Below are 20,453 nucleotides of genomic sequence, written 5' to 3' on the forward strand. Positions count from 1 at the left end.
GGGTTGTGCGGTGGTTCGGCCACCTGGCGATGCGGGTGGGGCCTGTGCGGATGACCCGGGGTGGCTGCGCTAAGCTGTATCGGCTGCCGCGAGGGAAACCGCGCGGGGGCGGGACGTGGCGCAGCTTGGTAGCGCACTTGACTGGGGGTCAAGGGGTCGTCGGTTCGAATCCGGCCGTCCCGACAGAGTTTCGGCAGGTCAGAGGCCTTGATTCACTTCGGTGAGTCGGGGCCTTTTGCCGTTTCGTCTCACAATTTCTCACGTACGCGCGTACTGCTGAATTTCGGGCGCTTGAGTCACCCGAACAGCCCTGATTCGAGGTGCTCGGCAGCCACCTTGAGATGGCTGCTGTCGGGGTGGACGTAGACGCGTTTGGCGAGCGTGCCGCCGTCGGCGTGGCCGGCCCAGGCCGCGAGGACGACGTCGGGCACTCCGGCGCCGGCGAGGTAGGTCAGGCAGGCGTGCCGCGCGTCGTACGGCCGGACCTTCCGGACTCCGACCTTGGCCATCAGTTCGTAGACCCGGCGGCGGAGCCAGTCGGTGCGCTGCGGCTGGCCGAGTTCGTTGACCAGGACGTAGCCGCTGTCGTTGTAGGCGTTACCGGCCTTCAGGCGTTCCTTCTTCTGCAGGATGTGGAACGCCTTGAGTGCCTTCGTTACCGTCGCGGGCATCGGCAGGCCGCGTTTGCCAGCCGCCGACTTGGCCTCCTTCTCCTCGATCTCTCCGTCAACGAGCGTCCGGGTGTTATCACCGGCCGCGATTGTCCCGGCTTCGAAGTCGACATCGGACCAACGCAGCCCGCACACCTCGGCCGGTCGGAGGCCCATCAGCGACAGTAGGCAGGCGGCATAGAGGCGTTCGCTTGTGATGCCGGTCAGGAACGCCTTCACCTCCTCCTGGGTCCAGGGCTTGCGCTCAGCCTGCGCCTCGGCCGCGGCCTTCGCCGCAGCCCTGGGGATGGCGACGAACGCGGCGACGTTGCGGACCACGAGCTGACGGCGAACCGCCACGTTCAGCGCGGTCCGAAGTCGGCCGAGCGTCAGGCGCACTGACCGGACACCGAGCCCCGTTCCCGGCTTGCCACCACGTTTCCGGCCCTCCGTCAGCATCCAGTCGATCAGAGTCTCGATGTCGGCCTCGGTGACGTCCTGGAGTGGCTTGCTGCCAAGGCGGGCGCGGACCGGCAGCAGCGCGTCGCGGTAGTTGGCGGCGGTGGCCTTCTCGACATCGCGGGTGGCGGATGCCAACCACTCGTCGAGAAAGTCGTTGACCGTGATCTTGCCGGGTTTGACGTACGTGCCGCGGTCGGTCTCGTGCTTGATCCGGGCGTACTCCGCCTTTGCCTCCTTCCTGGTGTCGAAGGTGTACGTCCGCTGGTCCCGACGCCCGTCCGGCTTGCGTCCGACGTCGAGGACGAACCGGTAACGGGTCTTGCCGCTTCGAAGCGTGATCTTCTTGATCGGGTCCGAGGTGCTCATTCTGCTTCTGCGCCTTTCGTGGAGGGGGTTTTCGTCGGGGCCTGCGACGGGGAGGATGCGTCTTCAAATGGTACCGAAAAGTGGTACCAAATTCCGGCCCCGGCGTCCGACTCATGGCGGATGGCGATAGGCGATGTGAGATGTGGGACCCTCGACTCGTCATGCGGCCGTTCGATCTGCTCACCGAGGAGTTGAGGTATGCCGCGACAGCGCCCTGTCGCTGACAACCTGCCGCCGTTACCGGCGCGGGAGAAGCGGGATCAGCAGGTCAAGATCAGGCTGACGCCGTCGGAAATGGAGAAGTTGGGTGTGCTGCGGCCCGACCTGACCCCGCCCGGGATCGTCGCCTTGCTCGTTGACGATGTGCTCACCGGTCGGTACCGGCCGGCATGGGCTGCCACTGCGCCCGACAAGGATGAACCTCAGCGATCGGCGTAGCGCCGGTCTGTCCGGTCCGGACGGTCGTCAGGGGGTGGTCGTCGGCTGCCGATCGACGCCGACGAGCCGGAGCAAATCTGCCGTGCGCACGCGGTACGAGGTTCCGATCCGAAGTACCGGGCAGGGGAAGGCGTTGCTCTTTGCCAGGTCGTAAGCCTTTGTGCGGCCAACACCGAGAGCGCGGGCGGCGGTCGTCAGGTCGATCATCGCAGGAAGCTGCAGTAGCTCGTCGTGGTTGAAACTGCTGCTGGTCATCACCCTGGTCCTTTGGTCGAGGGGAGCGGACGCCAGGGGGCGTCTGGCTGGAGAGACACGGTCTGGCATGCCTCGACACAACCATCCGGTATGGGCGTTGTTCGTGGCGCTACCCGTTTCTGGTAGCGGTGTTCGAGGGAGCGCGGTAACACGGCTTGCGTTCCAAGTTCGGACCCTGTTTCTTCGCGGTCCGGCCGTTCTGTCCCGGGCCTCTAGCCGTCCAGTGAGTGTGGCGACGCTTCAGAACGGCGCTGACGGCTGGTGCCGCTTCCGGGCTTGCGGAAGGGCGTCAGTCCGCTGCAGCCGTCGGCGGCACTACTGGAACGACGGCGACCATGATCCTGCTGATGGCCTTCAGCATTATCTTCTGGCTGCTCGGCAACACCACCATGGCCGTCGTCGCCGGCATGGGTGCCTGCACTCTGGCGGCCGACGAGATTCGCCCCGCTACCTCGGCGTTGCCGTTGACCAGGAACTCCGTCCGCACAAGTTCAAGGCGTCCGACGATCCCAGGCGGGATGACGAATGAGCGCGGGGATCGGCCGGCCCGAGAAGCCGCTTGACCCAACCGCCGGCCCCGGCGCGCATTCGCCTACTCCTTGCGGAGGCTGCGCCACGAGGCCGGTAGCCCGTCGTACCGGACCCTGGCGAACCGCACGTACTACTCGGTGTCCGCGCTGTTCGTCGCCGCTAGCGGAAGCAGTTTGCCGAGCGGGGCATGCGCTGAGGCATACGTCCGGGGCGTGCGGGGTCGGTGGCGACCCCTAGATGAGTTCCTCACCGCGCTGGACCAGGCTGGGCAGCGCAGGTCCGGATCCGGCAGGCGCTGTATGACTACGACGACCGGATCTGGGAGGACGCTAAGGCCCGCGGCATGGACCCGGCGGTCCGGCCGGACTGGAACGTCGTGGCCGGGCTGCGGGACCTGACCGATGCGTTGGTCGAGCAGGCCGGGCAGGCGCAGGCCGACGCCGGCGAGAACTGACCTGCCGATGACCGACACTGGCTCGCGTGATGCCGAGATCCGGGACCTGGTGGACAGCATGGCGGTGCTCGGGTGGGTGTCCGGGCATAAGCCGTGGGCGCGAGCTGCTCCTGCGGTTCACCGGAGGCCGGTGGCCGCGCCGGTCCGGCTCGCCGGTCGTGCCCCGGCTGACCACGCCGTGGCAGGACACCGTCTCGAACGAGCGGATCGGCTGGCGGATGCGCGCGGCGAACCTACGCGGCCACGACTCCGATGACACTTCCGTACGGGACCAGTTCGTGTTCGAAATCGACTACCAGATATGTCATCGGTGCCGGATCTGCTGGGTCGAGCAGCCCCACACCCTGCCGGCCTACCGCCGCCGCGGACTGGCCGCCGCCGGCCTCGCGGCGCCGGGCAGGGAGAACCCCGGCTACGCCTGGCACACGCTCGGCGGGCACATCGGCGGCTCGCCAGCGTTCTGGGACACCGTCGACGCCGACGTCCCGGGCGGCTGCCGGCCCCGCCGGGCGTGCGAGCAGGTCACCGCCGGTGGCTGAACGGCCAGGACGTCACAACGGCGCCTGAGGATGTGGACTCCAGGTAGGGGCAGCGGCCGGGAAGGCGCGGGTGCGTCAGACCCCTTCCGTAGGCTGGACCACGGTAGGTCAGAGGAGAGGATCTTGGCGAAGGTGACCATCAACAAGCAGGGGATCGCCCGGATGATGCGCGAGATGCAGCGCGAGTTCGACAAGCACCCCATCCAGGTGACGACGGTCGCCGATGCGCCGACGGGCCTGCGCGGGGTGGAGCGTACTACCGGGCCGACGACGATCACCTACAACGGGCCGGTGATCCACGGCGGGGCCGCAGGCGCTCAGCTGGCATGGAACAACACCGGCACCGTCAACCAGCAGCAGACACGCAACGAGCAGATCACGCCTGGCTTCGAGGCCCTGGCCCAGGCCGTGGTCAGCACCCGACAAGGGCTGTCGGCGGTTGGTCTGTCGGAGCAGGACCTGCAGGACGCAGAGGCTGCCGCCGACGAGGTCCTCACCGAGGTCACTCAGGAGACGCCGGACCCGAGCCGGCTGCGGCGCGGCGTCGCCGCGCTCAAGGGACTGCTTGCCCCAATCGCCACCGGCCTGGCCATCGGTGCGGGTGAGGGAGCCCAGGCTTGGGCACAAACCGCCATCGAGCAGCTGGGCAACGCCGCGATCGGCTGACTCAGATCCAGGAGCCTCGACCACGTGCAGAACCAAACCCTCACGGCCGACGAAGTTCGCGCCCTACCCCTCGACGAGCTCGCCCTGCGGGTGCTGGCCTTCGCGCAGGATGCGTGGAACTGGCGCAACTGGCTACTCGAAGTCCGGCAGGACCACTATCCCCGGGATCCGGAGACGGTTCAGCTCCTGTCGGAGGCATGGGGCTGGCTGCAGGCCAAGTGCCTGATCGCCTGGACCGTTGACCAAAGCGCCGCCGAGGCATTTACCACCACCAGGCGCGGTCGTCAGTTTCTATGTCACGGTGCTCACTGGCTCCGGGCGGTCGAGCGGCTCGACGTCGACCTCGTTCCTGAACTGGAGTTCACCGCCCGGCCCCAGTTCCTGCGCGGCGACTACGAGACGGCGGCGTTCACGGCGTTGAAGGAGGTCGAGGTCCAGGTCCGTCGCCGCGCCGGGCTCTCCGACAGCCTGGTGGGGACGAGGCTGATGCAGGAGGCGTTCCGCCCGCCGAAGAACCCCAGCGGCCAAGCCGGCCCCCTCTGGCGCGATGACCTTGACCCAGGCGAGTCGGTGGCCCAGATGGAGCTGTTCAAAGGCGCCATCGGGCTGTTTAAGAACCCATCGAGCCATCGCCGCGTCGACTACTCCGACCCCACCGAAGCCGCCGAGACCGTCCTCCTGGCCGACCTACTTCTCAGGCTGCTCGGCAAAATCCCCGATGGTTCCGTCGCTGGTGAAGGCGTGGACCTCCACGGCGACTGACCCTTCCCATCGCGTGAGTGCCAGACGGAGCGCGTCGGGGTCAAGCCAGGCACTATTGTTCCATTGTGGACGTCAAGGAGCGGTCACGGCGGGCGGTAGCGTCGCTGCAGGGCTACCTGGCGCCACTGGAGTTCACCGACTGGTCCGCCGCCCGGGTCACCTCCGAGTTGACTCGCCAGGTCTTGAACTGGGGCGCGGAGCGCGGATGGCGAGTGCGCCGCGAGGTGCCCAGCATCGCCGGTCTACCTGGGCCACACCCTGACCGACCCGGCTACCTGGACGTCGTGTGTCAACGGCTCGACGGCCCGCCGATCGCTATCGAGATCGACCGCACCGACAAGCAGTGGTCCAGCCGGAAACTGCGGTGCGAGGCCGACGCCGGCGCGATCCCGCTCTGGGTGCGCTGGAACGACGCGAAGACATGGATCGTGCCCGACCCGATTGGAGTAGTCCAAGTCCCTACCATCCGCCGGAGGGCCGCCGGGCGACTGCTCTACTCCCGGGCTGCCGCCGAGCACACGCGCCGCACGCCGTTGACGCAACCAGTGCCACCAGTCGAGGAAACGGTCGTCCTTCAGCCTGCAGGTTCGGCGTGGCCGAGCGCACACTGCTCGGCTGTCACCACCAAAGGCGAGCCCTGCATGATCGACCCACGACCGTCCGGCCTGTGCCACGTTCACGACCCTGCGGTGCAGTGTGGAGCCATCAATCGCAAGGGCAGACGCTGCACCATCGCCACCGGCGGAGGCCGCTGCAAACGTCACCAAGATGTCGACGGGGACGGTGCAGGGCTGTTCGCTCGCCCCGACACCCTGCTCTGACAATCATCACCTGATTTCCACCCCGGCTGGCCGATCCGGAGCCCGTTCGGCATTCGCTGGATCCGCCTCGAACGGATGTGCGCCGTCACCGGCGTGTCGAACCTGGACAGGGTCGGGGATGTGCAGGGTCTGCGGGAGAGGATCACTCCTCTGCACTGCGGATGTCACCAACCGTGGACCTCCTACCGTTCGGCGCCGCTTCTCGGAGCGAGCACGGGGATCCGAACTCCGGAGCCGAAGAGGAGGAACAGATGCGACAACAGCCGGAGCAGGACCCTTCGCGCGGGTCACCTCGTGAACCGAGCTGTCGGCGTGCGCAACTGGTGTGTCTACGGTTGTGATGCAAGGCGCCGGTTGCCCGCGGTCCTCGGGTACTCTCAGAGTGTTCTCGGCAGTCGGACTTGGGAGGGGCTACTAGGGATGAGCCCGCCGGAGAGGCTCTTTACAGCAATTTTCGGCTAATGTCCAGTTAGCCGATGCTGCCCAAAATCCGGCCGAGATCATCAAGATTGGCCTCGCGTTAGCGCTGGTCACTGGGGCTCTGACCTTTTCCTACCACTTCTCCAAGCAATTGGCTTCGATCCTCTGCGCGGTGATCCGCGCGGTGGCCGCTGGCAAGCTCCCTGAGGCCACGTCCACTAGGTCGGCTCGTCCGGAAGGCTGTTACTGCCACGGTCAGCGGTGTCGACCGCCAGTCGTACTCTTTCCGCAGCCCTGTAGCGGGGATCATGCGGCCACGGTGAGAATGCAGGACGCCGTGTCGCATGCAGGGTTCGGCACGACCATCAACTACTATGGCCCGGTCATCCACGGCAACGTGGACAGGACGCAGTTGGCTTGGGGGAACAACACCGTCAGCCAAGCGCGCAGCCATACGGAGCAGGTCGCTCCGGGGTTCGAGCTCATTGCTGAAGCGGTGGCAGACACGGTAGAGAAGCTGGCCGCCGTTGGCTTGAGTGAAGATGATCTCCGTGAGGCACGGATGGCGGCTGCCGATGTCTTAGTCGAGGCTGCGCAGACTGAACCTGACAGGGGAAAGGTCCGTCGCGCCGTCAACGCGTTGAAGGGCTTTCTCGCTCCGGTGGCTCTGGGCGCGGTGGCTGGCAGTACGGCAGGTGCTCAGGATCGGGCTCGTGCGGCAATCGAGCAGCTTAGCGTGCCGTTCTGACGGCCTGGTGGAGCAACACGCACGCCTGTACGACGGGCCGCCGCTGCGCGCGTCACCGAGCGGATAAGCTTCGTTATCCACTGAGTGGCGCTACCATCTCAGCGGATAACGTGGTTTAGCCCTGGCCGAAAGTCCGGCCGGCACTCAGTGGATGGGAGATCTCACCTCGTTGGCAGCGCTGATCTCTCATCGGGCTGTCAGCAGTTCTCTCATGCAGTGGCAGCCGCGTATGGAGATCACTGAGGTGGGGGTCATCTCGGAGCAACTGGCAGCCGAGGATGATCCGGGCCTGGGACTTTGGTGCCGGGATTGATTGGCCGGCATCAGCCTTGGTAGCGCAGCTGCGGTATTGGTCGATCTTGCCGTCGGGTCTCGGTGACCTGTTGTGGGCGAGCACTGGTGGAAGCCGCAGGGTCCAATGGAGTCGTGCTGACCTTCCGTGCTCGCCCGACTGCCGTTCGTACCGCGTGGAGAACCGGCCGACATCGGCTGTGGTTGTGGCTTACCTTGGCCGCCGCCCCGGCGGTCTTGATTGGCTATGCGTGGGTGGTGTGGCAAGCCCCGGCTCTGTTGGTCCCTGACCTGGCTGCCCCGGCGCCATCGGCGTCACCGATGAGCCGAGCTGAGCGCGCGACTGCCTCTCACAACGCCCGCCTGCTCTTCATCACCGGCGCCGGCGCCCTGGTCGTGGCCATCGGCCTGTCTTACACCGCCCTCACTTACCGCCTGTCTCACCGCGGCCAGGTTACCGACCGCTTCACCAAGGCCCTCGAACGTCTCGGCTCTGCCGAGCTGTACGTACGCATCGGCGCCATTCACTCCTTGACGCACGTGCTGCGCGACAGCGCTGATCACCACGCCGACGTCCTTCAAGTCCTGGTCGCGTTCGTCCGCCAGCGTGCCCCTCGAGTAACTGGGAATGACTCCCCGAATCCGATCTATCCCCGCCCGAACCTGCGGACCGAACCCGACTCGGACGTCCAAGCCGCCATGACGGTCATTGCCGCCCGCGTTCGCCGCCCAAGACACGAACCGCCAGGCATCCTGGACCTTGCCCGGCTCGACCTCACTGGCGTTCGACTCCCGAAGGGCCAACTGCAGGGGGCGTATCTGGCCGGGGCGCAGATGCAGAGGGCGGACCTGCGCGGGGCGCAGCTGCGCGGGGCGGACCTGCGCGGGGCGCAGATGCAGAGGGCGGACCTGCGCGGGGCGCAGCTGCGCGGGGCGGACCTGACCGAGGCGCAGCTGCAGGTGGCGGAGCTGAGCGGGGCGCAGCTGCAGGGGGCGAACTTGGCCAGGGCGCAGCTTCAGAACGCGCGCCTGTTCAGGGCGCAGATGCAGGGGGCCAACGTGGCCGAGACGCAACTGCAGGGGGCGTACCTGGCCGGGGCACAGCTGCAGGGGGCGTACCTGGCCGGGGCGCAATTCGAGAAGACGAACCTGGCCGGGGCGCAGCTGCAGAAGGCGGACCTGAGCGGGAGCGGGCTCGGCATTGCAGCGGTCCAGGGTTTGAGCATCGACTGCCTTGCCAAAGCTGATATTGACGAGGGCACCGAGCTCCCGTTCGGGATGCGAGAGGATCTACAGGCGTACCTCAAACAGCTCAAGTAGTCGATCAGCCGCCGGGTAGTGATCCGTCCCCTGTGGCGTCGACGGCTGCCGCTGGGAGATGCTCGCCAGCGGACCGCTACGGCTGGCCGTCACCGACCAGCACCTCGCCTGTCTAGTCCGCCCCGGCATGGTGCCCGACGACATCCGCGCCCGGTTCACCGACAGCCAACGGTTGCTCGCCCCGTTGACCGGCCACGAAGCCCACGAAGTCCTGCGCCTGATCCGCTGGTCCTGGTCCTTGAACTGCCGTTTCAGCTTCCGCCGGGCCGGGCCCGGCCCGTAGCCCTCGTACTCGTCCGACGAGCCGTCCTCGTCAGGCCATGGCCTGCAGTTGGCACTACCAGCAGGTCTACCCGGGCGGTTTCGGCGTGCCGCCGGACGCGTTCGCCGGTGTGGAAGCGTGGGTGCGCTGGTGTGTCTCCTGATGACCGGCTGCGGTCCCTGCTGGCCGGGGCGGACTCAGTCCACCTCGTAGTCGACGGTGCAGGTGTGGCCGGCGGCTTGCATGACACCGGCGAATGCCGTGGCCCAGGCGATGGCGGGTTCGTAGTCGAAGGTCGGGCACCCCACCGTGACGCGTCCCTCGCCGAGGGTGCCGTGGTGGTGCGCGACCAGCCAGGCGGCCAGCGGCGCCACCGGGTCGGGAAAGCGAACCCAGGCGAACCCGACGAGTCCTTCGGGATGGATCTCGTCGCCGTCGGGTCCGCCGGCCACGGCGAGCGGTGTCGGCCGGCAGGCGAGCCGGGCCGCGTCGGCGACCTCGACGGCGATCGCGTAGAGCCCGGCCAGATTGCCGTCCTGCAGCGCGTCGTCCTGCTCGACGATCCCCTGTTTCTTGCCGGGGGTGACGGTCACGAGCTGAACCGGCCCGTCGTCCTCGATCTTCCACGCGGCGGTGACGATCGCCGTCCGGCCGTTGAGGCCGAACACGGGAGCGCTGATCTCGAATCGCAGATGCTGCTGGCTGCCGAAGCGGCTCTCGTCGCGGAATTTCTGCGGTGCGCCGGCGTCGAGGGCGGAGATGAGTTGGACGGCCAGTAGCCGCCAGTCGTTCTGGCGCAGGCCCAGAGCGGTGGCGAAGAAGACGGCCTTCGGCCCGCCGACCGAGTGGGTGGGGTTGAGGGCGTAGCCGTGCAGTTTGCCTTCCAGGTCGGCGATGACCGGTGACCGGCGACCGACGGCGAAGGTGAGCGGCCGTTCGGCCTCGCCGTAGCGGGCGACGGCTTCGGCCAGCGCCTCCTGGTAGGTCTGCGGGTGTCGGGGACCGGGCAACGTCGCCGGCCGCCAGCGCAGGGCCAGGTCACAGCCGGGCCACTGATCGGGTCCGGGGCCGAACTGGACGGGCAGCCCGTCGAAGACCTCTTGCGGTCTCAGATGGACGGGATTATCGGCGATGAACCCGCGGTTGTAGCGCCAGGCCTTGATCAGGTCGAACACCTGGTGGTGCAGCGCGTTGTCCGTCTCGACGTTCATCATCCCGAGGTACCAACCCTGGTCGGTGAGCGCCGTGTGCAGTGCCTCGTGCAGGCCGACGGGCAGGCCGGTCAGGATGCCGAGGTAGATGCGGGTGCTGGTGCCCAGCAGCCACGGCACTGTCGCGGCCGGTCGTGACCAGCATGCGTCGCCGTCGTGTACGAGCCGGGTGGCCGAGGACCAGAGCAGGAAGAGGTCCTGGTCGAAGGTCACCGCACCAGCGGTGTCCGCTTCGGCCAGCCGGAAGACCGGCAGCATCAGCGAGCCCCACCAGGTCTGCACCTGCAGCTCGCGGCGCGGATCGAGCGGAAGCAGCGCGCCCAGCACGGCATGTTTCACTGCGGGCCCGTACTCGCTGAGCTCGCGCAGGGTCGGGTCGTGGGCGTCGACGAACAGGGCGATGGGAGGACCGGGCCGGGCGGGAGCGGAGGTCACCGAGTGAGTATGGCGGCTCAGCAGGCCCGGGTCGCCCGGCCATGGATCGGAACCGGCGGGTGCGGCGGTGGGGCTCCTCGGCGCCTGGCCCGACGCCGACAGCCTCGACTGGGAAGAAGGTCCCGACCCGCTGCGCTTTCCCGACCTCTACAGCCCCGCCGAGCCCGAGGACGACCGGGACGAAGACGACGACCTCGAACCGCTCGACCGCCACGAGCGCGACGCCGTCCACTGACACCACCGCGATCAGTAGCGACCGGCCCCGCCAGCACGAACTGCTGCGCGGGGCCGAACCGTCTGTAGCATCCTCGACCAAGATCAGATATTTGGCGGGCTGGGACAGCTACCCAAGCGCGGGGCCCACCAGCGAGACACCCCAGCGTCCCCTGCTGTTCAAGGTGCGCCTCCGCCTCACCTGCTCGACCGCCGCGGCGTATCGGAGCAGTTTCTCTTGGGGGCCCCATCCTTGCAGGTCCGCAAGGCCTGCCTCGCAACGCTCGCGAGGTTCGATACGCTTCCAGGCCATGAAGCCATGGCAGGTCAGTGTCGTTGTCGTGATTCTTCTGCTGATCGGGTTCCTCGGATGGCTCGTGATTTCTTATCGCAAGGGTCGCGACGAGCGGTGACCTTGATCCGCGAGCCCGGGGTTCCTGGCTGCTGACGATGCGGGGTGCCGGAAACAGCGTGTGGCCGGCACCCCCCGGGGGGTGCCGGCCGTGCTGCACGTCGTCGACGTTGCGGTGCGGCAGAGGTGGCACACAACCGTCGAGGCACGAGCCCTTGTCGACGTTGCGGTGCGGCAGAGGTGGCACACAACCGTCGAGGCACGAGCCCTTCGCCTTGTGCATCGATCGGGCGCTGCCCGCGAGTTGCCCTCCCTGACGCTGCCTTACGAAGCCGACCCTCCGCAGTGGCGGAAGACGCGGGTTTTTCGTTCCTGGCGGGGCGACGTGGAGGTCACCTCCTGGAGGCGGCGCTCGATGTCGGTGGTGGCGCGCAGCGTCTCCAGGGTGTCTGCGGCGACGCGCGCGAGGATCTCGTCAAGGTCAAACTGTTCGTCCTTCAGCATGACTGCCTCCTGCGTGAGCTGGCGCTGCGGCCAGGTCGGCCTGCAGCACCTGGGTCAGTCGGGCGCGGGCGTATCGGATGTTTGACCGCACCGTTTCGGCCGGGCTGCCGATCATGTCAGCAATCTCCGGTGCCTCGTAGCCGTCTATTTTGAGCGCCATCACTTGGCGTTGAGCGGGTGGTAGTTGCTGGAGCCGCGCGATGACCCACTGCGTCTCCTCGCTGCCGCCGTCGAGGTCGTAACGTCGGGGCGGCATGCCATTCCAGGCGGTGCGAGTGGCGGCGTCGTCGCAGACGGGCTGCATGTCGTCGTGCAACTGTTCCCGGCGCTGCCGGTCGACGCTGCGGAGGAAGTGACCTTTTGCGGCCTTGAAGATCCATGCGCGCGGCTGTCGGATCAGGGTCCAGCGGCGATACAGGTCGTGCATTGCCTGCTGGGTGGCGTCTTCCGCGTCGTGTCGGGTCGCGCCCTGGTTCACGAGGAACCTCTCGACCCGCAGGGTGTACGTCCGAAAGAAGGCTCGAAATTCCTGTAGGGCTTGGTCGGTTACCGCGTGTGTCGTGTCGCCGGTACGAGCCATAGGAATGGCCTCCATTCGATGAGGTGTGTCGTAGATGGGCTAGCCATTACGTCTCCTTCCGGCGATGAGGTTTGGTCAGCCCGGCCCTCGGCCGGGACTGCCAGGAAGCCCGCCGGCGGCGGGCTTCCTCGGTTCTATCAGGGGAGTGCAACGAGGTGACGGTGCCGTGCAACGGCTCGTCAAGATTCTTTAACCGGTCTGGCGCCGGTGCTCTACGCGGCTCATCATTCGGCGTGACGACCGAGCCGCAGGTAGAAGAGGACAGTCAGGCACGCGGTTGTCACCGTGAGCGCGGTGACCGCCAGCGACCCCGACGCCAGATAGGCGCTGGGGACCCCGATCAAGATCGCGTTCACCAGCACCAGCACCTTGCCGGCTTCGTCGGCACCGCGGCGCGGACGACTTACCGTCCTGCTACCGGGCGAACCTGGATCGGCCGGAACCGTGTTGGCGCGTGTCTTACGAAACATGGGCAGACCTCCTCGCTCTCAGGGGCTGCCGGCACCTCTTGCCGGCACGCCCCGTCTGCCGAGTTAGTGCAGGTCCGGTAGACGCTGGTGCAGGCGTGAGGGCTAGCACACAACGTTGCACGACCGCGATAACCGGCCGCCCGAAGGTCTAAGTCCTCACCGTGCAGCACCTAGCGATGCGGCGAACAGCGTGCAGTAGGTTCTCGGACGATTGATCATCGGCGGTCATCACCCTCGCAGGGGAGCCTCCAGGGTGGGCGGAAGGCGGGAGTGTGATGTCGGGCTCCGCAGAGCGGCGGGTGCTGCGAGAGGCAGCGGTGCGCCGGCTGGTGGACCTGGATCGTGCCGGACGGCTGACCTCGGCGCACGTGAAGCTCGCGGCGTCGAGCGTAGGCGTGGTGGAGCGCACGGTGTGGCGGTGGCTGCGGCTGGCGCGGGCGACTGATCAGTTGGGTGCGACAGCGCGGCCCCGGTTCGTGGTCGACGATCAGTTGCGGCGCCGGCTGGCCTATTGGCGGGGGAACGTGGCCGCGTTGCACCGCGACCTCGTCGCCCAGGCCGCCGAGGGTGGGCCTGCGGCACCGAGCATGGCGACGTTGCAGCGGGCGGTGGCCCGGGATCTGCCGCCGGGGGCGCGGGCGGGGCTGCGCAAGGGCGAGCACGCGGCGCGCCGGTTCGATGTGTTCCTGCAACGGCCGGCGACGTACCGCAACGCGGTGTGGGAGACCGATCATGTGGAGGCACCGGTCGAGGTCGACGTTGACGGCCGCCTGGTGAAGCCGTGGGTGACGTGGTTCGTTGACTGTGCGAGCAACGCGGTGTGCGGGACTGCGGTCACCCCGGGGCCGCCTTCGCGGGAGTCGATTCTGACGGCGTTGCGCGCGGCGATCAGCCTGGACGAGCCGTACGGGCCGCCGGGTGGGCTGCCGGAGAAGGTGCGGGTGGATCGGGGCAAAGACTTCCTGTCGGCGGCGGTGCGCGCGGCGCTGGGAGTGTTCGCGGTCGGGTTGGAGGACCTGCCCGGGTACACCCCGCACCTGAAGGGGTCGGTGGAGACGCTCAACGGGGCGGCCAAGGCGATGTTCTTCGCCGGGCTGCCGCGCTACACGGCGGCGCCGACGCTGACGAACCGGCGGGTCGCGGACCCGGACGCTCCGGCGTTGACGTTCGAGGCGTTCGTGGTGGCGCTGCTGGACTGGGTGCGTTGGTGGAACACCGAGCACCGGATGGACGCGCTCGACGGGCGCACACCGTTGCAGGCGTGGCTGGCGGACCCGACACCGCTGTCCACGGTGCCGGCGCAGGACCTGCGCCTGTTCACCCTCGAAGACGACGGGCGCCGCCGGAAGATCACCACCAAGGGGGTGGAGTGGCGGCGGCGGCGTTACGTCGGCGCGTGGATGACTGGGCAGGTCGGCCGGACGGTGCGGGTGCGGTGGATGCCGCACCATGATCACGAGGTCGAGGTGTTCGACGCGACCACCGGTGAGCACCTGGGCGCGGCGAGCCTGGCGGATCAGGCCAGTCGGGAGCAGATTCGCGCGGTGCGCCGGGCCCGCGGCGCGCGCAAGGCGCGGCTTGAGGCGGACCTGCGGGCGGTGGAGAAGACCCGGCGGCAGCGGTACGCGGCGCAGACCACACCCGGGCCGGCGCGCCCGGTGGGGGCGGTGACGGCGGCCGAGGCGCAGGCGGAGCTGGACGGCGTCGGCGACACCGAGCTGGTGCGGGTGGCACGGCCGCGGCTGCTGCCGCCCGGGCCGCCGGCGCCGGGCTGGGTGCTGCCTCGGCCGGTCCAGGGGGGCGGCTCGTGACGGGCTGGCTGGACGTCGACGAACGCGATGACCACTACCTCGGTCTGGCCGGGGCGAACATCTCGGCCACCGAGGCGTTGCTGAGCACCCGCGACAACCTGGCCGACGTGGTCGAGGCGAGGGCGATGATGTGTGTGCACGGCGACGCCGGGCTGGGCAAGACACTGTCGGTCAACGCGTCGCTGCGGACCCTGGCTGCGGAGGACGTGTACCGGGTGCAGTTCCGGGCCCGGCCGACCCCGCGCGACATCCGGCACGTGCTGTTCGACGCCCTCGGCTGTAGCGGGCGGCCGCCGGCCTCGCCGATCGAGTTCGACACGCTGCTCAAGGACGTTCTCGCCGAACGGCCGCGGGTGTTGGTGTGCGACGAGGCGCAGTGGCTGTCGCGGGAGTGCTTCGAACTGTGGCGGCACCTGTGGGACGACCGACGCACTGACATCGCGATCGTGTTCGTCGGCGGCGGCGACTGCTACCAGGTGCTGCGCCGCGAGCCGATGCTGTCCTCCCGGGTCTACGTGTGGCAGGAGTTCCGGCGCATGCCCCGTGAGCAGGTCGTCCAGGTCATCCCCGCGTTCCACCCGGTGTGGGCGAACGCCGAGGTCGACGACATCGCGTACGCCGACGTGCACGCCGGCCACGGCAACTTCCGCGCTTGGGCGAAGATCACCGCGCACACGCTGACCGCTCTCACACGCCTGGAGCGCGAGGTTCCCGACCGCGAGATCCTGCAGTGGGTGTTCAGCCGACTCGGCGGCCGCCGTGACTGACCAGCCGACGGTCACGCTCCTCGTCGACGCCGAGGACGACGTGGCCGTGACCCGCGCACTGCTGGACGCGCACGACCGGCGTGCCGGGCGGGTGGTGGTGCATCCGACACCTGCGGTGAACAGCACCACGACGCTCGCCCGCGACGTGTTGCATGCGCTGGGCTGCCCGATCGGTCACCTGTCCGCCGAGCGGATCTCCACGGCCAGGCCCGCGTTCACGACCGCCGGTTGGCTTCGCGGTCGCCGCCACGGTGTAGGCGGTGGCGGTCGGTGCGTCCGGAGCTGGCTGGGATGGGGGCGACGCCGCAGAGCCGGGCGAAAGCTGCTTCGGAGTGCAAGCGGTGAGGGTTGTCGCCGGCGGTGACGAGGAGTTGCCCAGCGGTGTCGACTCCGACGCCAGGCAGGGCGACCAGATCCGGGGCGGCGGCGGTGACAAGGGCGGCCAGGTGGCCGTCGAGGTCGTCGATCTCGGCTTGGAGTGCGAGCCAGCGTCGGGCGAGGCTGCGCAACGCGACCTTGGTGGCGGTCGTCGGATCGGACATGGTGCCGGGCCTGAGAGCGGCGCAGGCGCAATATGTGTTTGGCGTACCGGAGACCCTCGCGCACGCCGCGAGACGTCTTGGGGAGCTGGGTGAGCTGGTCCAGGAGGTTGACCGAGAGCGGGCGACCGACGTCCTCCGGTACTTCTTCGGAATCCACTCCTGGCCGCGTTGTCCGCGACGCGAGCTGGAGCTGGGAGGAGGATGGCGCCTGGCTGCAAGCCGCAGCGGTCCGGGTGTTGCTGCATGAGGATCGATCGGATGGCGGCCACAGGGGTTCACCGAGAGGGCTGTCCCTGTGGCCGTTCATGTGTGAGGACGGCCCGCGCGCGGGCCAGTTCAACCGGAAATTCGACCGGATTCGGCGGGTCGTGACCAGAGCAGCAATGCCTGGTCGACCGTGCGGTCCAGGTGAGCCCGTCCGGCTCCGCTGCCGGCTTGGACGGAGAGGCCGTGGTTGAGGGTCACCAGGTAACTCGCGAGGGCCGCCGGGTCGGCGCCGGCGGGTAGGTCGCCTTCCTCGGCGGCACGACGGAAACGCTGCTCGAGCAGGGCGATGCCGGCCAGTCGCTTCTCGGCCAGCTCGACCTGCACCGGCCCGGACTCTGCGCTGCAGGTCAGGCCGGCCTGCAGCGTCATGCAGCCCGGCGGCAGATCCGGTGATGTGTAGCTCAACACGGCCAGGCGCAGGTAGGTCTCCGCGACCTCGTACGCCGTCGGTTGCTTCAGCGCCTGGTTGATGAACGCGCCCGGGCCGGATAGATAGCGTTTCAGGGCCGCGTTGAACAGCCCCTCCTTGCTTCCGTACGCCGCGTAAACGCTGCGCCGGTTGATCCCCATGGCGGCGGTCAGCTCGGATAACGACGTGCCGTCATAGCCATGCTCCCAGAACAGTCGCATCGCGACGTCGAGCACCCTGTCCTCGTCGTAGCCCCGGGGTCGTCCGCGCTGCGCCATGTCTACCTCCCTCGGTAAGGGTAACCGATCGGTTCGTATGTGATCAGGGTCAAGAAATAGTAACCGACCGGTTCGGTTACATTGTGTGTTGTTGGAAGCGGGACGCCACGCGCCGGCGTTGCTTCCGCCCCCATCGCCAGACATGCCTACCGGATGCCCACCAAGGGAGTTCTTGTGCACGACAAAGCTTCGGCACCGGCCTCGTGGGTGGCCGTCGCCTCCATCGGCATCGGCGCCTTCGCGCTGGTCACCACCGAGTTTCTGCCGATCGGGCTGCTGCCGATGATCGCCGACGACATCGGCGTCAGCGAAGGCGCGGCCGGGCTCATGGTCACCGTTCCCGGACTCGTTGCAGCGTGTGCGGCGCCGGGAGTCATCGCCCTCACACGAGGCATCGACAGACGCGTTGTGCTGAGCGCACTGCTCGGTCTGCTCGCCCTGTCGAACATCCTCGTCGCCACCGCGACGACCACTCCGATGCTGCTGCTGGGCCGTGTCCTGCTGGGTATCGGGGTGGGTGGGTTCTGGACTGTCGGAGGTTCGCTGGGACCCCGACTGCGGCCCGGTCCCGAGGGCGTCCGCGCCACGTCGATCATCTTCTCGGGCGTGTCCTTCGGCGCCGTCGCCGGTCTGCCGGCCGGATCCCTCCTGGGTAACGCCTTAGGCTGGCGTTCGGCGTTCTTCGCCTCCGCGGCCCTGGCCGTCCTGGTCGTCGGCGCCCTGCTCGTTCTGGTTCCCTCGATGCCGCCCGAGCCGGGTTCCGGGATCCGGGAGATGCCCGCGATCCTGCGACTGCCTCTCGTCCGGGCCGGCCTGATCGCCACCGTCTTGATCTTCGCGGGGCACTTCGCGGCGTATACCTACATCACGCCGTTCCTGAACGACTTCCCGCACATCGACGGGACACCGCTCAGCGCGGTACTGCTGGCCTTCGGGATCGCCGGTTTCGTCGGCAACATGGCTGGCGGCTGGGGCTCCCGCAAGGCCGTACGCACGGTGACGGCCAGCGCGGCGGGGCTGCTCGGCCTGTCGGTGGCGGTGCTGCTGATCACCGGGAGTCACCCGGTATCGGCGATCATCGCCGTCGTGGCCTGGGGCTTCGCCTTCGGCATCATTCCGATCGCCATGCAGACGTTCCTGTTCTCGGCCGCGCCGGACAAGCTCGAGAGCGCGGCCGCGGCGTTCGTCTCCATCGCACAGTTGTCGATCGGGGCCGGTGCCTTCGCGGGAGGGCTCGTCGTCGACAACACCGGCCTGCGCAGCGCGTTGTGGCTCGGTGCGGTCCTCGCCGTGGTCAGCGCTGTCGCCCTGGTGGGACTCGGCCGGCCGCGCGCGGCCCGGCCGGAGGTCTCAGCCCCTGCCCCGGCCGTGGCCAGTGAGACAGCCTGACGTCCGAAACGGGGCAGCTCCCGGGGGAGCTGCCCCCGTTCTGCCTGCTAGATGTCGGGCTGTCTCAGGGAACGCGCCCGGACCGTCGACGTAGCGGGCCAAGGCGGCCTCGAACAGGGGCTCTCCTTGCTGCCGTATGCCGCGCGCCGGTTGATGCCCATTGCCTCGGTGAGGTCGGACATCGACGTGCCCTCGTAGCGGTGGTCCCAGAACAACCGCATGGCGACGTCGAGCACCTTGTCAGGTTCGTAGCCCAACGGTCCTTGTTGTGCCATGGCACCTCCTCGCCAGCAGTAACCGATCGGTTCGTAATGTGACCAGCGTCAACTAATACTAACCGAACCGATCGGTTACTATTACTCCGTCAGCAGGAAATCGAACGAAGGGCAGAAAATTGACTCAGCACCTGAAAGGCAAGGTTGCCCTGGTCACGGGTGGGTCCCGGGGCATCGGCGCGGCGATCGTCAAGCGGCTGGCGGCCGACGGCGTCAAAGTCGTGTTCAGCTACGCGGCGTCCCCGGAACGAGCTGACCAGGTGGTCAAGGAGGTCGAGGCGGCGGGCGGGAAGGCTGTGGCGGTCAGGGCAGATCAGGCGTCGACCGTCGAGGTGCGGGAGCTGGTGCAGAAGGCGCACGACACCTACGGGCGGCTCGATATCCTGGTCAACTCGGCCGGCGTGTACGTCACCGGGCACATCGGCGACGAGAGCGCGGACGAGGACATCTTCCACCGCCAGCTCGACGTGAACGTCAAGGGCGTGGCGAGTGCTGTACGCGCGGCGGTCCCGCTGATGGCCGACGGCGGCCGGATCGTGTCGATCGGTAGCACCGGCGCCGCGTCCATGCCCTTTGCAGGTGGGGCGGACTATGTGGCGTCCAAGGCGGCGGTGGCGGCCTACACCCGGGGCTGGTCCCGGGATCTGGGCGCCCGCAACATCACTGTCAACGTCGTGCAGCCCGGCGCCATCGACACCGAGATGAACCCGGCATCGGGACCAGGGGCCGAAACGATGACGAAATTGACCTCGCTCGGCCGCTACGGGCGGCCCGAGGAGATCGCCGGTGCCGTCGCGTTCCTGGTCGGACCGGACGCGTCCTACATCACCGGGGCCACCCTCAACGTGGACGGGGGCCAGACCGCCTGACCATCCGCATCCGCATCCACGAGCACGGCGGCCCGTCGGTCGTGCGCGTCGAATGGGCCGAGGTGGGCGAGTTCGGACGCGGGGCTAGGTGCTGCTGCGGTAGCAGACCATGGCGTCAACTTTTGACGCCATGGTCCGCCGCGCGACGTCGGATTCCCGCTCCCGGCGGTGCTCGGTGTTGAGAGGGCTGGCGTCGTCGAGGTGGTCGGCTCTGGCGTGTTCGGCTTCGCGGCCGGCAACCGGGCTGGCTACTTCTTTCACCCCGGCGCGTACGCCGAATAACGTCTGGTCGACGCGGCTTCGCTCATCGCGCTGCCGGACGATATCAGCGCCGAACAGGCGGCGGCGTTCCTGGCCAGCGGCCTGACTGCGTGGATGGGACTGCGCGCGCTGCACCAGCAAAAGCCTTCGAAAACCGTGCTGGTCCAGGGCGCCTCGGGCGGCGTCGGAGCGATACTGTCACGCTGGGCGAAAGGCTTGGGAGCGACGGTCATCGGCGTAACCGGCTCGCTCGCGAAGGTAGCCAAGGTATCGGCCCACGCGCTGTGGTCGGGCGATCCGGAGTTCCCCGAGAAGCTCCAGTCCATCGCGCCGGGAGGGGTGGAGGGGGCCTACGACGTGGTGGGCAGGGCAACCTTCGCCCAGGTCACCAGTAGCGTCCGCGGCGGCGGCCTGCTTGTCACGATCGGTGGCGCTTCGGCCAGCCCGAGGCTGGCGCGGACCTGCAACGGCGTGGCGTCGAGGTGCTCGGCGGTGGGTGGAGCTTCCGCTGAGTTGTTCGAGGCCGTCCGCGCTTGTGTTTTCGCCGATCTCGAACTGGTCCGCTATCCGCTCGCGCGGATGTGGCGCGGGTGCACCAGGACATCGCTGCCAGGGCACTGACTGGCGCGGTGAAACGGCACCAGATAAACCGCCAGCGCCGGCGGTCCGTCTGCGGGCTCATACAGACCGCCTGGCATCCCGCACCGGACACCGCGCAGCTGCCGTCGTGACGCCGATGTTGGCGGGATTGGAGATCCGTGCCCGAGTTTGTTCCACAAGCCGACGCGTCCCCTCGGGGTTCCGTGGCCGACATGCCCCGACCGGCGGGGATCCG

Annotated in this window: 24 protein-coding genes, 1 tRNA gene and 1 pseudogene; 16 read left to right on the top strand and 10 right to left on the bottom strand. The window is 68.2% G+C overall.

The window, feature by feature from the left end; genetic code table 11:
- Nucleotides 1-109 precede the first annotated feature (109 nt).
- A tRNA-Pro gene (locus tag AB0F61_RS13375) sits at nucleotides 110-183 on the top strand.
- 113 nt (nucleotides 184-296) lie between these two features.
- On the opposite strand, the gene AB0F61_RS13380 is transcribed toward AB0F61_RS13375, so the two are convergent.
- Nucleotides 297-1,478, bottom strand: a complete 1,182-nt coding sequence (locus tag AB0F61_RS13380) for a tyrosine-type recombinase/integrase (RefSeq protein WP_357808224.1) — start codon at nucleotides 1,476-1,478, stop codon at nucleotides 297-299.
- 198 nt (nucleotides 1,479-1,676) lie between these two features.
- On the opposite strand from AB0F61_RS13380, the gene AB0F61_RS13385 reads away from it, so the two are divergent.
- A complete protein-coding gene (locus AB0F61_RS13385) occupies nucleotides 1,677-1,916 on the top strand; it encodes a hypothetical protein (protein WP_357808227.1) in 240 nt (79 codons plus the stop codon).
- A gap of 27 nt (nucleotides 1,917-1,943) precedes the next feature.
- Here the strand turns inward: AB0F61_RS13385 and AB0F61_RS13390 are convergent, their stop codons facing one another.
- Nucleotides 1,944-2,171 (bottom strand): helix-turn-helix domain-containing protein, encoded by a 228-nt coding sequence (locus tag AB0F61_RS13390; protein WP_357808229.1) that lies wholly within the window; start codon nucleotides 2,169-2,171, stop codon nucleotides 1,944-1,946.
- Between the two features lie 335 nt (nucleotides 2,172-2,506).
- On the opposite strand from AB0F61_RS13390, the gene AB0F61_RS13395 reads away from it, so the two are divergent.
- The 8 genes from AB0F61_RS13395 (at nucleotide 2,507) to AB0F61_RS13430 (ending at nucleotide 9,006) form a co-directional block, all read left to right on the top strand.
- On the top strand, nucleotides 2,507-2,734 hold the full coding sequence (locus AB0F61_RS13395; RefSeq protein ID WP_357808232.1) for a hypothetical protein: 228 nt from the start codon (nucleotides 2,507-2,509) through the stop codon (nucleotides 2,732-2,734).
- 580 nt (nucleotides 2,735-3,314) lie between these two features.
- Nucleotides 3,315-3,695, top strand: coding sequence for a hypothetical protein (locus AB0F61_RS13400; protein ID WP_357808234.1), 381 nt, complete (start codon nucleotides 3,315-3,317; stop codon nucleotides 3,693-3,695).
- 132 nt (nucleotides 3,696-3,827) lie between these two features.
- Nucleotides 3,828-4,361 carry a hypothetical protein gene (locus tag AB0F61_RS13405; protein WP_357808569.1) on the top strand — a complete coding sequence of 178 codons (534 nt, stop codon included), beginning with the start codon at nucleotides 3,828-3,830 and terminating at the stop codon, nucleotides 4,359-4,361.
- Nucleotides 4,362-4,385: 24 nt separating this feature from the next.
- Nucleotides 4,386-5,123, top strand: a complete 738-nt coding sequence (locus tag AB0F61_RS13410; RefSeq protein WP_357808237.1) for a TIGR02391 family protein — start codon at nucleotides 4,386-4,388, stop codon at nucleotides 5,121-5,123.
- Nucleotides 5,124-5,188: 65 nt separating this feature from the next.
- Nucleotides 5,189-5,944, top strand: a complete 756-nt coding sequence (locus AB0F61_RS13415) for a hypothetical protein (protein WP_357808240.1) — start codon at nucleotides 5,189-5,191, stop codon at nucleotides 5,942-5,944.
- Between the two features lie 739 nt (nucleotides 5,945-6,683).
- A complete protein-coding gene (locus tag AB0F61_RS13420; protein ID WP_357808242.1) occupies nucleotides 6,684-7,112 on the top strand; it encodes a hypothetical protein in 429 nt (142 codons plus the stop codon).
- Nucleotides 7,113-7,724: 612 nt separating this feature from the next.
- Nucleotides 7,725-8,723 (top strand): pentapeptide repeat-containing protein, encoded by a 999-nt coding sequence (locus AB0F61_RS13425; RefSeq protein WP_357808245.1) that lies wholly within the window; start codon nucleotides 7,725-7,727, stop codon nucleotides 8,721-8,723.
- Between the two features lie 58 nt (nucleotides 8,724-8,781).
- Nucleotides 8,782-9,006 (top strand): hypothetical protein, encoded by a 225-nt coding sequence (locus AB0F61_RS13430; RefSeq protein WP_357808247.1) that lies wholly within the window; start codon nucleotides 8,782-8,784, stop codon nucleotides 9,004-9,006.
- 176 nt (nucleotides 9,007-9,182) lie between these two features.
- Here AB0F61_RS13430 and AB0F61_RS13435 read toward each other — a convergent pair whose 3' ends face one another.
- Entirely contained in the window at nucleotides 9,183-10,631 is a 1,449-nt protein-coding gene (locus AB0F61_RS13435) for a DUF6883 domain-containing protein (protein ID WP_357808250.1), read from the bottom strand.
- A 67-nt stretch (nucleotides 10,632-10,698) separates the two neighbouring features.
- Here AB0F61_RS13435 and AB0F61_RS13440 point away from each other — a divergent pair, with 67 nt between their 5' ends.
- Nucleotides 10,699-10,866 (top strand): hypothetical protein, encoded by a 168-nt coding sequence (locus AB0F61_RS13440; protein ID WP_357808253.1) that lies wholly within the window; start codon nucleotides 10,699-10,701, stop codon nucleotides 10,864-10,866.
- A gap of 654 nt (nucleotides 10,867-11,520) precedes the next feature.
- Here the strand turns inward: AB0F61_RS13440 and AB0F61_RS13445 are convergent.
- The 3 genes from AB0F61_RS13445 to AB0F61_RS13455 all read right to left on the bottom strand — a co-directional run bounded on the left by AB0F61_RS13445 (nucleotide 11,521) and on the right by AB0F61_RS13455 (nucleotide 12,648).
- Nucleotides 11,521-11,700, bottom strand: coding sequence for a hypothetical protein (locus tag AB0F61_RS13445; protein ID WP_357808256.1), 180 nt, complete (start codon nucleotides 11,698-11,700; stop codon nucleotides 11,521-11,523).
- Nucleotides 11,678-12,295: an RNA polymerase sigma factor gene (locus AB0F61_RS13450; protein WP_357808258.1), complete on the bottom strand. Its 618-nt coding sequence runs from the start codon at nucleotides 12,293-12,295 to the stop codon at nucleotides 11,678-11,680. The genes AB0F61_RS13445 and AB0F61_RS13450 overlap by 23 nt, the downstream gene beginning before the upstream one ends.
- A gap of 209 nt (nucleotides 12,296-12,504) precedes the next feature.
- Nucleotides 12,505-12,648, bottom strand: coding sequence for a hypothetical protein (locus AB0F61_RS13455; RefSeq protein ID WP_357808261.1), 144 nt, complete (start codon nucleotides 12,646-12,648; stop codon nucleotides 12,505-12,507).
- A gap of 419 nt (nucleotides 12,649-13,067) precedes the next feature.
- Between AB0F61_RS13455 and AB0F61_RS13460 the strand changes: the two genes are divergently transcribed.
- Together AB0F61_RS13460 and AB0F61_RS13465 are read left to right on the top strand one after the other, a co-directional pair.
- Complete coding sequence (locus AB0F61_RS13460; RefSeq protein ID WP_357808572.1) at nucleotides 13,068-14,561, top strand: Mu transposase C-terminal domain-containing protein; 1,494 nt, start codon at nucleotides 13,068-13,070, stop codon at nucleotides 14,559-14,561.
- The gene (locus AB0F61_RS13465) at nucleotides 14,558-15,328 is read left to right on the top strand and encodes an ATP-binding protein (RefSeq protein WP_357808264.1); all 771 of its coding nucleotides are present in this window, start codon (nucleotides 14,558-14,560) and stop codon (nucleotides 15,326-15,328) included. The genes AB0F61_RS13460 and AB0F61_RS13465 overlap by 4 nt, the downstream gene beginning before the upstream one ends.
- 224 nt (nucleotides 15,329-15,552) lie before the next feature.
- On the opposite strand, the pseudogene AB0F61_RS13470 reads toward AB0F61_RS13465, so the two are convergent.
- Together AB0F61_RS13470 and AB0F61_RS13475 are read right to left on the bottom strand one after the other, a co-directional pair.
- Nucleotides 15,553-15,843 (bottom strand): annotated as a pseudogene (locus AB0F61_RS13470) (transposase); the annotation flags it as partial.
- A gap of 363 nt (nucleotides 15,844-16,206) precedes the next feature.
- A complete protein-coding gene (locus tag AB0F61_RS13475; RefSeq protein WP_357808267.1) occupies nucleotides 16,207-16,824 on the bottom strand; it encodes a TetR/AcrR family transcriptional regulator in 618 nt (205 codons plus the stop codon).
- Between the two features lie 174 nt (nucleotides 16,825-16,998).
- Here AB0F61_RS13475 and AB0F61_RS13480 point away from each other — a divergent pair, with 174 nt between their 5' ends.
- Nucleotides 16,999-18,213, top strand: coding sequence for an MFS transporter (locus AB0F61_RS13480; RefSeq protein WP_357808269.1), 1,215 nt, complete (start codon nucleotides 16,999-17,001; stop codon nucleotides 18,211-18,213).
- Between the two features lie 47 nt (nucleotides 18,214-18,260).
- Here the strand turns inward: AB0F61_RS13480 and AB0F61_RS13485 are convergent, their stop codons facing one another.
- Entirely contained in the window at nucleotides 18,261-18,488 is a 228-nt protein-coding gene (locus AB0F61_RS13485) for a helix-turn-helix domain-containing protein (RefSeq protein WP_357808272.1), read from the bottom strand.
- A gap of 119 nt (nucleotides 18,489-18,607) precedes the next feature.
- Here AB0F61_RS13485 and AB0F61_RS13490 point away from each other — a divergent pair, with 119 nt between their 5' ends.
- Nucleotides 18,608-19,357 (top strand): 3-oxoacyl-ACP reductase family protein, encoded by a 750-nt coding sequence (locus AB0F61_RS13490; protein WP_357808275.1) that lies wholly within the window; start codon nucleotides 18,608-18,610, stop codon nucleotides 19,355-19,357.
- Between the two features lie 84 nt (nucleotides 19,358-19,441).
- On the opposite strand, the gene AB0F61_RS13495 is transcribed toward AB0F61_RS13490, so the two are convergent.
- Nucleotides 19,442-19,753 carry a hypothetical protein gene (locus AB0F61_RS13495; RefSeq protein WP_357808278.1) on the bottom strand — a complete coding sequence of 104 codons (312 nt, stop codon included), beginning with the start codon at nucleotides 19,751-19,753 and terminating at the stop codon, nucleotides 19,442-19,444.
- Between AB0F61_RS13495 and AB0F61_RS13500 the strand changes: the two genes are divergently transcribed.
- On the top strand, nucleotides 19,733-20,239 hold the full coding sequence (locus tag AB0F61_RS13500) for a zinc-binding dehydrogenase (protein WP_357808280.1): 507 nt from the start codon (nucleotides 19,733-19,735) through the stop codon (nucleotides 20,237-20,239). The two genes, AB0F61_RS13495 and AB0F61_RS13500, sit on opposite strands and share 21 nt — an antisense overlap.
- Nucleotides 20,240-20,453 lie beyond the last annotated feature (214 nt).

The organism is Micromonospora sp. NPDC023888 (genome assembly GCF_040639415.1).
In the GTDB taxonomy this organism is placed as follows: domain Bacteria; phylum Actinomycetota; class Actinomycetes; order Mycobacteriales; family Micromonosporaceae; genus Micromonospora.

Excerpts from the sequence above, each read along its gene's own strand:
- AB0F61_RS13430 (WP_357808247.1), top strand. The coding sequence starts at position 8,782 with ATGCTCGCCAGCGGACCGCTACGGCTGGCCGTCACCGACCAGCACCTC.
- AB0F61_RS13425 (WP_357808245.1), top strand. The coding sequence starts at position 7,725 with ATGAGCCGAGCTGAGCGCGCGACTGCCTCTCACAACGCCCGCCTGCTC.
- AB0F61_RS13500 (WP_357808280.1), top strand. The coding sequence starts at position 19,733 with ATGGGACTGCGCGCGCTGCACCAGCAAAAGCCTTCGAAAACCGTGCTG.
- AB0F61_RS13445 (WP_357808256.1), bottom strand. The coding sequence starts at position 11,700 with ATGCTGAAGGACGAACAGTTTGACCTTGACGAGATCCTCGCGCGCGTC.
- AB0F61_RS13395 (WP_357808232.1), top strand. The coding sequence starts at position 2,507 with ATGATCCTGCTGATGGCCTTCAGCATTATCTTCTGGCTGCTCGGCAAC.
- AB0F61_RS13390 (WP_357808229.1), bottom strand. The coding sequence starts at position 2,171 with ATGACCAGCAGCAGTTTCAACCACGACGAGCTACTGCAGCTTCCTGCG.
- AB0F61_RS13450 (WP_357808258.1), bottom strand. The coding sequence starts at position 12,295 with ATGGAGGCCATTCCTATGGCTCGTACCGGCGACACGACACACGCGGTA.
- AB0F61_RS13475 (WP_357808267.1), bottom strand. The coding sequence starts at position 16,824 with ATGGCGCAGCGCGGACGACCCCGGGGCTACGACGAGGACAGGGTGCTC.
- AB0F61_RS13485 (WP_357808272.1), bottom strand. The coding sequence starts at position 18,488 with ATGGCACAACAAGGACCGTTGGGCTACGAACCTGACAAGGTGCTCGAC.
- AB0F61_RS13385 (WP_357808227.1), top strand. The coding sequence starts at position 1,677 with ATGCCGCGACAGCGCCCTGTCGCTGACAACCTGCCGCCGTTACCGGCG.
- AB0F61_RS13380 (WP_357808224.1), bottom strand. The coding sequence starts at position 1,478 with ATGAGCACCTCGGACCCGATCAAGAAGATCACGCTTCGAAGCGGCAAG.